This window comes from Pseudomonas sp. GD04019, from assembly GCF_029837695.1.
Classification (GTDB): domain Bacteria; phylum Pseudomonadota; class Gammaproteobacteria; order Pseudomonadales; family Pseudomonadaceae; genus Aquipseudomonas.
Map to the genome: position 1 here is coordinate 218,846 of NZ_JAOEEA010000003.1, position 12,498 is coordinate 231,343.

Annotated in this window: 14 protein-coding genes; 8 read left to right on the forward strand and 6 right to left on the reverse strand. The window is 67.4% G+C overall.

Going from position 1 to position 12,498, the window contains the following annotated elements; translation table 11 throughout:
- Window positions 1-8 precede the first annotated feature (8 nt).
- From N7607_RS06215 to N7607_RS06230, 4 genes are all read right to left on the reverse strand, one after another.
- Complete coding sequence (locus tag N7607_RS06215) at window positions 9-791, reverse strand: uroporphyrinogen-III synthase (RefSeq protein ID WP_279864725.1); 783 nt, start codon at window positions 789-791, stop codon at window positions 9-11.
- Complete coding sequence (gene hemC, locus N7607_RS06220; protein ID WP_279864724.1) at window positions 788-1,720, reverse strand: hydroxymethylbilane synthase; 933 nt, start codon at window positions 1,718-1,720, stop codon at window positions 788-790. Before hemC ends, N7607_RS06215 begins: the two co-directional genes overlap by 4 nt.
- A 92-nt stretch (window positions 1,721-1,812) precedes the next feature.
- Window positions 1,813-2,562: a LytTR family DNA-binding domain-containing protein gene (locus N7607_RS06225; protein WP_137974642.1), complete on the reverse strand. Its 750-nt coding sequence runs from the start codon at window positions 2,560-2,562 to the stop codon at window positions 1,813-1,815.
- Window positions 2,559-3,641: a sensor histidine kinase gene (locus N7607_RS06230; RefSeq protein ID WP_279864723.1), complete on the reverse strand. Its 1,083-nt coding sequence runs from the start codon at window positions 3,639-3,641 to the stop codon at window positions 2,559-2,561. The genes N7607_RS06225 and N7607_RS06230 overlap by 4 nt, the downstream gene beginning before the upstream one ends.
- A 208-nt stretch (window positions 3,642-3,849) precedes the next feature.
- On the opposite strand from N7607_RS06230, the gene argH reads away from it, so the two are divergent.
- Genes argH through N7607_RS06245 form a run of 3 tightly spaced genes read left to right on the forward strand, consistent with a single transcriptional unit; the run spans window position 3,850 to window position 6,013 of the window.
- Entirely contained in the window at window positions 3,850-5,244 is a 1,395-nt protein-coding gene (argH, locus tag N7607_RS06235) for an argininosuccinate lyase (protein ID WP_279864721.1), read from the forward strand.
- A 27-nt stretch (window positions 5,245-5,271) separates the two neighbouring features.
- Window positions 5,272-5,514, forward strand: coding sequence for a hypothetical protein (locus tag N7607_RS06240; protein WP_279864720.1), 243 nt, complete (start codon window positions 5,272-5,274; stop codon window positions 5,512-5,514).
- A 19-nt stretch (window positions 5,515-5,533) separates the two neighbouring features.
- A complete protein-coding gene (locus tag N7607_RS06245; protein ID WP_279864719.1) occupies window positions 5,534-6,013 on the forward strand; it encodes a GNAT family N-acetyltransferase in 480 nt (159 codons plus the stop codon).
- A gap of 23 nt (window positions 6,014-6,036) precedes the next feature.
- On the opposite strand, the gene N7607_RS06250 is transcribed toward N7607_RS06245, so the two are convergent.
- Window positions 6,037-6,696 (reverse strand): glutathione S-transferase, encoded by a 660-nt coding sequence (locus tag N7607_RS06250; RefSeq protein ID WP_279864717.1) that lies wholly within the window; start codon window positions 6,694-6,696, stop codon window positions 6,037-6,039.
- A 130-nt stretch (window positions 6,697-6,826) separates the two neighbouring features.
- Here N7607_RS06250 and N7607_RS06255 point away from each other — a divergent pair, with 130 nt between their 5' ends.
- From N7607_RS06255 to N7607_RS06270, 4 genes are all read left to right on the forward strand, one after another.
- Complete coding sequence (locus N7607_RS06255; RefSeq protein WP_279864716.1) at window positions 6,827-7,102, forward strand: hypothetical protein; 276 nt, start codon at window positions 6,827-6,829, stop codon at window positions 7,100-7,102.
- A gap of 72 nt (window positions 7,103-7,174) precedes the next feature.
- Window positions 7,175-7,417, forward strand: a complete 243-nt coding sequence (locus tag N7607_RS06260) for a TIGR02647 family protein (protein WP_279864715.1) — start codon at window positions 7,175-7,177, stop codon at window positions 7,415-7,417.
- 352 nt (window positions 7,418-7,769) lie between these two features.
- Window positions 7,770-10,634, forward strand: a complete 2,865-nt coding sequence (locus tag N7607_RS06265) for a class I adenylate cyclase (RefSeq protein WP_279864714.1) — start codon at window positions 7,770-7,772, stop codon at window positions 10,632-10,634.
- A 16-nt stretch (window positions 10,635-10,650) separates the two neighbouring features.
- Window positions 10,651-11,316, forward strand: coding sequence for a hypothetical protein (locus N7607_RS06270; protein ID WP_279864713.1), 666 nt, complete (start codon window positions 10,651-10,653; stop codon window positions 11,314-11,316).
- Window positions 11,317-11,322: 6 nt separating this feature from the next.
- Here N7607_RS06270 and N7607_RS06275 read toward each other — a convergent pair whose 3' ends face one another.
- A complete protein-coding gene (locus tag N7607_RS06275) occupies window positions 11,323-12,126 on the reverse strand; it encodes a lipase family protein (RefSeq protein ID WP_279864712.1) in 804 nt (267 codons plus the stop codon).
- 185 nt (window positions 12,127-12,311) lie between these two features.
- On the opposite strand from N7607_RS06275, the gene N7607_RS06280 reads away from it, so the two are divergent.
- Entirely contained in the window at window positions 12,312-12,497 is a 186-nt protein-coding gene (locus tag N7607_RS06280) for a hypothetical protein (protein WP_279864710.1), read from the forward strand.
- Window position 12,498 lies beyond the last annotated feature (1 nt).

Below are 12,498 nucleotides of genomic sequence, written 5' to 3' on the forward strand. Positions count from 1 at the left end.
TTCCTTTGCTAGTGGGCCGGCGCCGGCGTAGCGCGCAGGGCCGCCAGAACAGCCGCAGCACTGGCGCCGCGACAATCGATAACCTGCCGTGCCCCCGCCGCGCGGGCCATCTCGGCCACCCGCGGGCTGGGCACCAGCAAGGGTAGCCGAGCCAGCTCCGCCCAGGCGTCGGCGGCCAGCTGGCGGAGGTTGTCCAGGCCTTGCGCGCTGCTGACCAGCAGGGCGTTCAGCTGCGATTCTTCGACCACCCGCGCCAGCGTACCGGCAGGGTATTGAGGCCGTATACGGCGATAGAGTTCCAGATAGTCCACGCTGACGCCACGCTGGCGCAGGGTTTCGGCGATCAGTTCGCGGCCGCCCTCCCCGCGCATGATCAGCACCCGCGGGCTCGGAACCTGCAACGCCGCGTCCAGCTGCGGCAGCGCCAGCAGCGCCTCGCTGTCATCACCCGCGCTGGGGCAACTGGCTTGCAGGCCGTAGGGCTGCAGGTACTGATCGAGGATCTGTGCGGTGGCAGCGCCGACGCTGAACCAGCGCGGGCCAGCCGGCGGCTGCGCGCGATGGCGGGCCAGCAGATCGAGGCCCAGACGCGCCGCCGGCTTGCTGACCACGATGATCGCGCTGTAATGCTGCAGATCGAGTGCAGTGGCGCGCTGCTCGGGCGTCTCGGCCAGCGCCTCGGTCTCCAGCAGCGGCAGGCTGCGGCTGAATACCCCGGCCTCGGCCAGTGTCGCGGCCAGGGCCTCGCACTCGGCGGCCGGGCGGGTCAGCAGCAGGCGCCAGCCCGTCACTCGGCAGCGGCCTCGCCGTAGACCGCCTTGAGAATGGCTTCCGCACCCTGGGCCAGCAGCTGCTCGGCGACCCGCACGCCGAGCGCTTCGGCATCGATACCGTGACCTTCGGCGCGCAACAGCAGACCGCCATCGGGCTGGCCGACCAGACCGCGCAGCCAAATCTGCTCGCCTTCGAGCAGCGCGTAGCAGGCGATGGGCACCTGGCAGCCGCCGTTGAGGCGCTTGTTCAGCGCGCGCTCGGCGATCACGCGGGTGGCGGTTTCGGCGTGGTGCAGCGGTGCCAACAGCGCATGGATCTCGCTGTCGGCACTGCGGCACTCGATGCCTACGGCGCCCTGGCCACCGGCTGGCAGGCTGTCGTCGACGCTGATCGAGGAGCGGATACGCTCCTCGAAGCCGAGGCGGATCAGGCCCGCGGCGGCGAGGATGATGGCGTCGTACTCGCCGGCATCCAGCTTGGCCAGGCGGGTGTTCACGTTGCCGCGCAGGAACTGGATTTTCAGGTCCGGCCGACGCGCCAGCAGCTGGGCCTGGCGGCGCAGGCTGGAAGTACCGACCACGCTGCCGGCCGGCAGGGCGTCGAGGCTGTCGTAGGTATTGGAGACGAAAGCGTCGCGCGGGTCTTCGCGCTCGCAGATGCAGAACAGGCCGAGGCCTTCGGGGAAGTCCATCGGCACGTCCTTCATGGAGTGCACGGCGATGTCGGCTTCGTTTTCCAGCAGGGCGGTTTCCAGTTCCTTGACGAACAGGCCCTTGCCACCGATTTTCGCCAGGGGCGCGTCGAGCAGCTTGTCGCCGCGACTGACCATGGGCACCAGGCTGACTTGCAGCCCTGGATGGGCTTGTTCCAGACGGGCTTTGACGTACTCGGCCTGCCACAGGGCCAGGGCGCTCTTACGGGTGGCGATGCGGATTTCGCGGGACATGGGCAATTCCAGGAAGCGGACTGCCGCGGATGATAACAGGATGACCAGCGCACGCCCGCAGGCACAATCGCCGCAGGCGTTCACACGTGGCGCTACAGGCTGTGCATCAGCTTACGCACGCCGGCCACATGGCGCCGGCTGACGGTCAGGGCATCCGGGCCGAGGCCCTTGAGGTACAGCTGGAAGTGCCCCAGCGGCGTGCGCTGCAGGCGCTCGATGCGCTCGCGAGCGACCAGGGCGTTGCGGTGGATGCGCACGAAGCGCTCACCAAACTCGTCCTCCAGCGCCTTCAGCGGCTCGTCCAGCAGCACCTCGCCACCTTCATGGCGCAGGGTCACGTACTTGTGATCGGCGATGAAGAAGATCACCTGTTCCAGCGGAATCAGCTCGATGCCCTTACGGGTACGCGCGCTGATATGGCTGCGCGGGCCGGCGCCATTGTCGCCACCGGAGGGGCGAGTGAGGGCGGCGAGCTGCACCCGGTTGGGCCGCTCGGCCTTCTTCAGCGCAGCGGCCAGTGCCTCCGGCCGCACCGGTTTGACCAGGTAGCCGACGGCGCTGACGTCGAAGGCCTCCAGGGCGAACTCATCATGGGCGGTGCAGAAGATCACCGCCGGCGGCGCCTCGCGTTCGCACAGCTTGGCCGCTACCTGCAGGCCATCGAGGCCGGGCATGCGGATATCCAGCAGGACCACGTCCGGCCGCAAGCTGTCGATCAGCGTCAGAGCCTCTTCACCATTGCTGGCCGAGGGCTCGAGGACACGATAGCCATCGAGTTCACCGACCATGCGGGCCAGTCGCTCGCGGGCAAGGGGTTCGTCATCGACGATCAGCACATTCATATTGCTCGGGCTTCCTGCATGAGTCTCGAACAAGGATAGCGTAGACAGGTGAAGTGGCGCCCGTCACGGCGATCCACGCTGAGACTCGCGCCGGGGCCGAAAAGTGCCGCCAGACGCGCGTCGATATTCACCAGGGCCTGGTGGGTGCCGCGCGACGGCTGCTGTTCGGCGCTTTCCTGGTAGGGGTTGCTCACACAGAGCTGGAACACCCCGTCCCGGTAGTCCGCCTCGATCCGTACCAGGCCGCCCTCGATGCGCGGCTGGATGCCATAGATAAGGGCATTCTCCAGCAACGGCTGCAGGGTCAGCTGGGGGATCGGCAAGTCCGTCGGCACGTTTTCCACCTGCCAATCCAACTGTAGCCGGTCGCCGAGCCGATAGTGTTCGATCGACAGATATCTCTTCGCCAACTCCAGCTCATCGCCCCAGGCCACCAGGGTGCCGGGCTTGGCCAGACTGGCACGGAACAGGTCGGACAGATCGAGCACCGCCTGCTCGGCCTTGTTCGGGTCGATGGCCACCAGGCTGGCGATGCTGTTCAGGCTGTTGAACAGGAAGTGCGGGCGGATGCGCGCCTGCAACGACTCGATGCGTGCCTTCAGCTCCGCCTGCTGCTGCTTGCGCCACTGGCTCTGCAGATAGAAGTAGCGCAGCAGCAGAGCCGACATGATCAGACTGATCAGCGCATGGCGCAGGTACAGGTTGACCTCGCCCTCGCGCGGCAACGGCCCGCCCAGCTCGTAGTAGTCGGCCACCGCCGTGCAGGCCAATGCCAGCCCCACCACCAGGGCGCAGCACAGGGTGCCGGCCAGGGCCGCGCGCAACCGCGCCAGCAGCGGGCGCAGGCGGCACAGCAGCGCGGCCGAGAGCAGCACTATCCACTGCACGAACAGCGAGGTCAGCGCCAGGCGCACCCAGTTGAAGCCCGGCTGCATCGGCTCGGACAGCACCAGCACCAGCACCAGCAGCTCGGCCAGCAGCACCAGGCTGAGCAGCGCCTCGGGCTCGCACAGCTCCGGCAGGAAGAAATCATCGTCCGGGGCGAGGGTGCGCCCCTTGTTGAACCAGTGGATTTTCATCCGCGCAGTTTCCTTGTGTGCCCCCTCGGGCGGCAAGCCAGAGCGCTCCGGCCGGGCTAAAACGGGTGCCCAAATGCGGGCTCGTGCTGAAAACTGTGACGTGCCCTGCAGATCGGCGCGGCCTCGGTTTTCCCGGCAAGGCTGTTATTATCGGCGCACTTTGTCCGTTCCGCAGGCGCCGCGCCTGCCCAGTCCCGCGAGTTCTGCCATGAGCCTTGAGAAGACCAACCAGTCCTGGGGCGGCCGCTTCAGCGAGCCCGTCGACGCCTTCGTCGCCCGCTTCACCGCCTCCGTCGACTTCGACAAGCGCCTCTATCGCCACGACATCATGGGCTCCATCGCCCACGCCACCATGCTGGCCAAGGTCGGCGTGCTGACCGCGGACGAACGTGACGCCATCGAGGCGGGCCTCAAGCAAATCCAGGGCGAGATCGAGGCCGGCCAGTTCGACTGGCGCGTCGACCTGGAAGACGTGCACATGAACATCGAGGCACGCCTGACCGACCGCATCGGCGTGACCGGCAAGAAGCTGCACACCGGCCGCAGCCGCAACGACCAGGTCGCCACCGACATCCGCCTGTGGCTGCGCGACGAGATCGACCTGATCCTGGCCGAAGTCACCCGCCTGCAGCAGGGTCTGCTGGGCCTGGCCGAGGCTGAAGCCGACACCATCATGCCCGGTTTCACCCACCTGCAGACCGCGCAACCGGTGACCTTCGGCCATCACCTTTTGGCCTGGTTCGAGATGCTGAGCCGCGACTACGAGCGCCTGGTCGACTGCCGCAAGCGGGTCAACCGCATGCCGCTCGGCTCGGCCGCCCTGGCCGGCACCACCTACCCGATTGCCCGCGAGATCACCGCCGAGCTGCTGGGCTTCGACCAGGTCGGCGGCAACTCCCTGGACGGCGTGTCCGATCGCGACTTCGCCATCGAATTCTGCGCCGCCGCCTCGCTGGCGATGATGCACCTGTCGCGCTTCTCCGAAGAGCTGGTGCTGTGGACCTCGGCGCAGTTCCAGTTCATCGACCTGCCCGACCGCTTCTGCACCGGCTCCTCGATCATGCCGCAGAAGAAAAACCCGGACGTTCCGGAGCTGGTGCGCGGCAAGACCGGCCGCGTGTTCGGCGCCCTGACCGGCCTGCTGACACTGATGAAGGGCCAGCCGCTGGCCTACAACAAGGACAACCAGGAGGACAAGGAACCGCTGTTCGACGCCGCCGACACCCTGCGCGACAGCCTGCGCGCCTTCGCCGACATGGTCCCGGCGATCAAGCCCAAACACGCGATCATGCGTGAAGCGGCCCGACGCGGTTTCTCGACAGCAACGGATTTGGCCGACTATCTGGTACGCAAGGGCCTTCCCTTCCGCGACTGCCACGAGATCGTCGGCCACGCCGTGAAGTACGGCGTGGACAGCGGCAAGGACCTGGCCGAGATGAGCCTCGACGAGCTGCGTCAGTTCAGCGAGCAGATCGGCGACGACGTGTTCGCCGTGCTGACCCTGGAAGGCTCGGTCAACGCCCGCGACCATATCGGTGGTACCGCACCGAATCAGGTCCGCGCCGCCGTGGCGCGTGGCAAGGAACTGCTGGCGACGCGCTGATCGCCCAACGAGGGAAAGGGACTTCCCATGCTTGAGTTGTTACTACGTGGCCTGCTTTTCCTCGGCCAGGCCATCCTGGAGCTGATTTTCAGCTACCTCTTCTACAGCGCCGGGTGGCTGCTTTTACGCCTGCTGACGCTGGGCCGCTATCCGCGCCTGCCGCTAAGACAAGTTGATCCGGACAGTCCGCGCGGTAGCTGGATCGCCGCCTTCGGCGTCCTCTGCCTGGTTGCCCTGCCACTGACCGTACTGGTTCTCCTCTACGGTTGAACACTTCGAGAGTATCCCCATGAACCTGCATATCCGCCCCGCCACCGCCGACGACGCCGCGCTGATCCTGCGCTTCATCACCGACCTGGCCATCTACGAGAAGGCCGAGCACGAGGTGAAAACCGACGTGGCCGGCATCCGCGACAGCCTGTTCGGCGAAGGCAGCACCACTCACGGCCTGATCTGCGAGCAGGATGGCGTGCCGGTCGGCTTCGCCGTGTATTTCTTCAGCTACTCGACCTGGCTGGGCAAGCACGGCATTTACCTGGAAGACCTCTACGTCTCCCCCGAGCACCGCAAGCTCGGCGCCGGCAAGGCTCTGCTGCGCCACCTGGCCCAATTGGCCGTGGCCAAGGGCTGTGGACGCATGGAATGGGCGGTACTGGACTGGAATACGCCGGCCATGGAGTTCTACGAAGCCTTCGGCGCCCGTCCCAAGGACGACTGGATCTGCTACCGCCTGACCGGCCAGGCCCTCCTCGACTTCGCCGCCGGCTGACGCCGGCAGCGGGCACACTGCCCTCAGGCCTTGCTCTTGAGGAAGGCCATGAAGCCGGGCATGCCGGCTTCCTTCTGGGCGGCGATCATCTGCACGTGCGGGTTCTGCTGCAGCCGCTCCAGCAGCGCGCGGGCGGCCGGGAAGTCGGCCAGCAGGTCCAGGCCGAACAGCTTCTGCGCCACCACGGCGGCCAGGTCGATGCTGTAGAGGAAGTACAGGTCGGCCAGGCTGAACTGCTCGCCGGCTACATAAGGGGCGAAACGGCCGTGGCGCTTGAGCGTGGCGACGCCGGCCAGCAGCTCGCCGCGCGCCTTGTCCTTGATCGCCGGCTCCACCGGGTTGCGGAAAAACGCCTCCGGGTAGCAACTGCGTGCCGGCAGCTCGATGTACAGCTCGATTTCCTTCACCAGCGCACGCACCTGGGCCCGCGCATAAGGCTCGGCCGGCAGCAGCGGGCGGCCTTCGCCAAGTTCTTCCAGGTAGTCGAGGATGGCGCTGGTCTCGCTGATGTAGCCATGCTCGGTCTGCAGCACCGGCACCTTGCCGCGCGGGCTGATGGCGAGGAAGGCCTCGTCCTGGCAGCCGTAGACGGTGACGGTGTCGAACGCCAACCCCTTCTCCAGCAGGGCCAGGTGCACCATGTTGTAGTAGTTGCTGACGGCAAATCCGTGGAGTCTGAGCATGGGTCGCTTCCAGGCAGGAAAAACCCAGTTATAGCCGGCCGCGGCGCCAGGGGAAGCTTCATCAGACGGCTGAATGGCACGGCAACGCGCAGGCCGTGGCACACTGCGAATCAGCAACCGAGGAGTCGCCATGAGCGAGCACGACGACAACGACGAAGAAGCCTTCGCCGAACAGACCCTGATCCAGGCCATCGAGAACCAGCTGGAAGCGGATAACCCGCCGGCGGCCAAGGCGGTCTACAACAAGCTGACCCTGGTGGGTTACCCGCGCGAGGAAATCCTCGAACTGATGGCCCTGGTGCTGGCGCACGAGATCGACGCCATGCTGCGCGACGACCGTCCCTTCGACGGCGCCTGGTACGAGCAGGCGCTGCGCGCCCTGCCCGATCTTCCCGAGCCAGGCTGATCACCGACTACACTGAGCCGAATGATTCCCGCCGTGCCCTCGCGCGGCCCACGACAACAAGCCGGAGTCGCCATGGCCTACACCCCCGAACTGATCGCCGAACTGGAAATCCTCGCCCTGTACAACCTGGACAATCACCAGGAGGGGCTCAAGGTGCACAACAACGCCTCCAACCACACTCAAATGGCCATCACCCGCCTGCACGAAAAGGGCCTGGTGACCCAGGCCGACGGCGGCTATCTGACCAGCCTGGGGCTGGACGCCGCCGAGCATGCGCAAGCGCTGCTGACCATCCTCTGCCCGCAACCGGCCTGAGAACCTGCCGACGATCTCCTGATCGTCGGCCATGCTGCGTTGAAATGGGGCCGAGGCGCGGCGTCTCGGGCTGATCATTTACCGCTGGTAAACTCCGCGCCCTCGCCCCGTTTATTCGCTGGCGCTCACCCTTCGGGCCAGCCTGCGGCTGTTACTCGCGCCAGTCGTTGCGCCTTGCCTGGCTCTAGCGCAAAAGATCGTAAACAGATTCTGCTCCGCGCCCGGGGGCGGCGCGCCCCCGAACTTCTCCCTACAGTCGCGGCCGGGAGCCGCCGATACACTGGGCAGGAATGGCTGCCCGGCGCCGCTCGGCGCTGGTAGTCTTGCTGCCACCATCGCTTTCGAGCAGTACATGACGCGCACCCAGGAAATCCGTCCGGATATCAACGAAGGCATCGACCGCAAGGTCCTGGCGCAGCTGCGCGCGCGCTTCCTGAAGATCAACGACGGGCGCCTGGGCCGCGCCATGCAGGCGCTGTCGACGCGCCAGCAACTGGTGCTCAAGCTGCTGCCGCTGCTGTTCCATGTGAACCATCCGCTGCTGCCGGGCTATGTCTCGGCCGCCACTCCGGCCGGGCTGTCCGGCTTCGAGCCGAGTGACGAGATCCTCGCCGAGGCCCAGCGCCTGACCCGCTCCTTCACCTACAAGCCGCGCCGCAGCAGCCCCCAGGCCGGCAAGCGGCCGGCGCCGATCCACGGCCTGTTCCTGATGGGCAGCCTGGGCACCGTGGCCCAGGCCGAGCAGAGCGACATGGACCTGTGGGTGTGCCACGACCCGGAGATGGACGCCCGCGCCCTGGCCGAGCTACGGCGCAAATGCGACCTGCTGGAGGCCTGGGCCGCCACCCAGGGCGCCGAGGTGCACTGCTTCCTGATCGACCCGGCGCGCTTCACCGTCGGCGACCGCGAGGCGCAACTGACCTCCGACGACTGCGGTACCACCCAGCACTACCTGCTGCTCGACGAGTTCTACCGCACCGCCATCTGGCTCGGCGGGCGCACCCCGCTGTGGTGGCTGGTGCCGGTGTACGAGGAGGCCAACTACCGCGGCTACACCCATGCCCTGCTGAGCAAGCGCTTCGTCCGTGCCGAGGAAGTCCTCGACCTCGGCAATCTGGCGCGCATCCCGCCGGGCGAGTTCATCGGCGCCGGCATGTGGCAGCTGTTCAAGGGTATCGACTCGCCCTACAAGTCGGTGCTCAAGCTGCTGCTCACCGAGGTCTATGCCAGCGAGCACCCGCAGGTGGAGTGCCTTAGCCTGCGCTTCAAGCAGGCGGTGTACGCCAACCGCCTGGAGCTGGACGAGCTGGACCCCTACATCGTGGTGTACCGCCGCCTGGAGGAATACCTCACCGCCCGCGGCGAACTGGAGCGCCTGGAGCTGATTCGCCGTTGTCTCTACCTCAAGGTCGGCAAGAAGCTCAGCGTGCCGCCGCGGCAGCGCGCCAAGAGCTGGCAGCGCCTGCTGTTCGAGCGCCTCACCGGCGAATGGCACTGGAGCCAGCGCGAGCTGGCCAACCTCGACAGCCGCAGCCAGTGGAAGGTGCGCCAGGTCAGCGCCGAGCGCCGCGCGCTGGTCAACGAGCTGACCTACAGCTACCGCTTCCTGTCGCAGTTTGCCCGTAGCGAGCAGGCGGCCATGCCGCTCAACAGCCGCGACCTCGGCGTGCTCGGCCGACGCCTGTACGCGGCCTTCGAGCGCAAGGCCGGCAAGATCGAGTTCATCAACCCCGGCATCGCCCCGGATCTGGCCGAGGACACCCTGACCCTGGTGCAGAGCCCCAGTTCGGAGGCCGAGGGCGAGACCCAGTGGGCGCTCTACCCCGGGAGCCTGAACGGCCAGGAATGGCCGGACTTCGCCCCGCTCAAGCGCGCCCGCCAGCTGATCGAGCTGCTCGCCTGGTGCCACCGCAACGGCGTGATCGACAGCAGCACGCGGCTGTCGCTGCACCCGGGCAGCAGCGACCTCGGCGAGTTCGAGCTGTCCAGCCTGCTCGGCAGCCTGCAGCAGAGCGTGCCGCTGCCGTTGCCGGCGGTGAACGAGGATTCCCTGCTGCTCGCCGCCGAGCCGGCCGAGGTGCTGTTGCTGGTCAACGTCGGCATCGACCCGCTCAAGGCCCACAGCCAGCTCAACGTGCACCTGACCACCGGGCGCACCGACTCGCTGGGCTACTCCGGCGTGCGCGAGAATCTGGTGCTGACCCTCGACCAGGTCAGCCTGAACAGCTGGAACGAGCTGATGGTCAGCCGCTACGACGGCCCGCACGCCTTGCTCGACTGCCTGCGCGACTACCTCAACGCCCTGCCCGCCAACGGCCGCCGCCCCAGCCTCAAGGTGCGCTGCTTCTGCCGCAACCGCGCCCAGGCCATCGCCCAGCGGGTCGAGGAGCTGTTCCGCGACGCCCTGGCCAGCCTCACCGGCGGTCCCAACAGCCGCTACCTGCTGCAAGTACAGCAGCACTACCACGTGCTGGAGCTGCTGCCCGGCCAGGTCAGCCACGCGGCACTGGCCGACCTGCCGAGCCTGATCGAGCACCTGGGCGAGGAGCAGTCGTCCTACAGCCCGCTGCATCTGGACCGCTACGCCCTGGAGGGCGAGGAGCTGGCGCTGATCCTGCCGCTGGGCCGGCCCCAGTGCATCCAGGTGTTCTACCGGGTCGACGGCGAGCAGGCCGAGCTCTCGGTGCTGGATGAATACAACGCGCTGTGGCGCCAGCGCCTGCCGTTCCGCGACGAGCAGAGCCTGCTCACCCCGCTGCAGCGCTTCCTGCAGTCGGTGCTGTACCGGCGCAACGCCCTGCTGCCGCTGGACAGCCCACTGCCGCCGGCAGCGCTGGAGGTGCTGTACTACGAGGTGCTGCCGGCGCCGCCGCAGCGCGCCAGGCACCTGGAGCGCCGGGCCCCGCCACAGGCGCCGGTGAGCCATTCGTTCTACGACGTGCAGGCCATCATCGAGCCGGCCGAGCACGGCCGGGTGCACGTCACCCTGTACTGCAACCACCGCGAGTTTTCCGAGCTGGAGTATGGCGGCGAGCTGTTCGGCGCCGTGGCCCGGCACATCCTCGCCCAGCGCCGCGGTGCCGAGCGCTACCCCTGCTACATCACCGACCTTGATCTGTCGCGCATTCTCGGCGACGGCCAGGCGCAGACCATCCACTACCTGCGCTATAAGGCCGAACTGGAAGCCGCGCTCAATAGCGCCCTGCAGAACGCCTGACCGACAAGGACGCCCCATGCTCCTCACCAGCGCAATAATCGGCGCCACCGCCTTCGGCATCTTCCGCTGGCGCCGGCATCGGCAGCGCCTGCTGCGTGAACAGTTCATCGCCGGCTTCGAATTCCCCGAGCAGCTGCGCAGCCGGCTGACCAGGCACTACCCGCAGCTCACACCGACCCAGACCGGCCAGGTGCTGCGCGGCCTGCGCGAGTACTTCCAGCTGTGCCGCCTGGCCGAGCGGCGCATGGTGGCCATGCCGTCGCAGGTGGTGGACGTGGCCTGGCACGAGTTCATCCTCTACACCCGCCAGTACCGCCAGTTCTGCCGCCAGGGCCTGGGGCGTTTCCTGCACCATACCCCGCACGACGTCATGCCCAACCCGAATGCCGCCAGCGACGGTATCCGCCGCGCCTGGCGCCTGGCCTGCAGCCGCGAGGGCATCGATCCACAGCTGCCGACGCGGCTGCCGCTGCTGTTCGCCCTGGACGCCGAGCTGGGCATCGCCGATGGCTTCCGCTACCGCCTGGACTGCGGCGCCCACCCGGGCAGCTACCGCAATGGCGACGCCTACTGCGCCAGCCATATCGGCTGCGGCTCGGGCTGCTCCGGCGGCTCGGGGTCGAACAACGACAGCGGCGGCGATGGCGGTTGCGGGGGCGGATGTGGCGGGGGCGGAGACTGAGCGGGCTCAGCCCTTCATCGGCGCCTGGGGGTGCTCCAGGGCATAGATGTACGAGCCTTCCAGGCTGTGGTTGGCCTCCACGCCGGCGTAGCTGGCGGTGAAGGTCACCGCCATGCCCAGGTGCTGGTACAGCAGGGTGTCGGTCACCGCGGGCGGGATTTCCGGCACCAGGTCGCTGTCGTTGACCACCCGGAAGGTGGTGATGCCCAAGCTGTTGTAGCTGGCGGCGAAATCCGGCGCGGCCAGCCTCGGACTGGCGAAGTTGTAGTGCTGCAGGGCCTGGTCCGGCCAGCGCTCGTGCAGGTCGAGCACCGCCATGCTGCTCAACGCACAGCCCAGGCTATGCCCGCAGACCCAGAGCGGGCCGGTCGGCTGCAGGCTGTCCAGCGCCGCCAGGGCCAGGTCGCGCAGGGAGCCGTAGAGCTTGAGAAAACCGGCATGCACATGGCCCTGGCCACCGTCCTGCCAGGGCCAGGGGGCCTGCTCCACATCCAGATCGTCGAGCCAGTCCTGGGCCGAATCGGTGCCGCGCAGCACCAGATAGGTCTCGCCCTGGTCGTTGGCCGCGGCGAAGCCGAAGGGTTCGGACTCGTTGATGAAGTGCAGGTCGCTGAGGATGCTCCAGATCGGCTGGGAGAAGCGCCAGCCGGGCAGCTGCGGCGGGGTCCAGACGAAGTCCTGGGGGCGGCGCGGGCGGTCCTGGGTCTGCCATTGACGGTATTGCGCGTAGGCCTGGTCGATCAGCTGTGCGCAGAGCAGCGAGCGGTCCAGGGAGAAGCCTTGGGGGAAGTACAGGGGCAGGCTAGACATGGCGGCCTCCTTGCCGGCGGTGGGTTACAACACTCTAGTCCAGTGACAGGCATGCACAGGGTGAGTTCCCGACCCCTGGAGCAACAATCAATCCAACTGATACTTACTAGGCATAAGCAGCATTATTCAATCGAATCTCCTTGAGCGAACCTGGCGCCATTCCAGCATTCCCTCGGGAGAACGCCATGCCCAGACTCCTTCGCCAGCACGCGCAAAGCGGCGCCCTCGCCGGCTTCGGCCTGTTCGCCATCGCGGCCAGCGTATTGCTGAGCATGGTTTTGGGCCTGGGCGACGAACGGGCACTGAGTGGCGGGGCCAGCCAGCCCGATGCGCTGCACGCCCTGCTCGCGGCGATCCGGGTGGGAGGCTAGG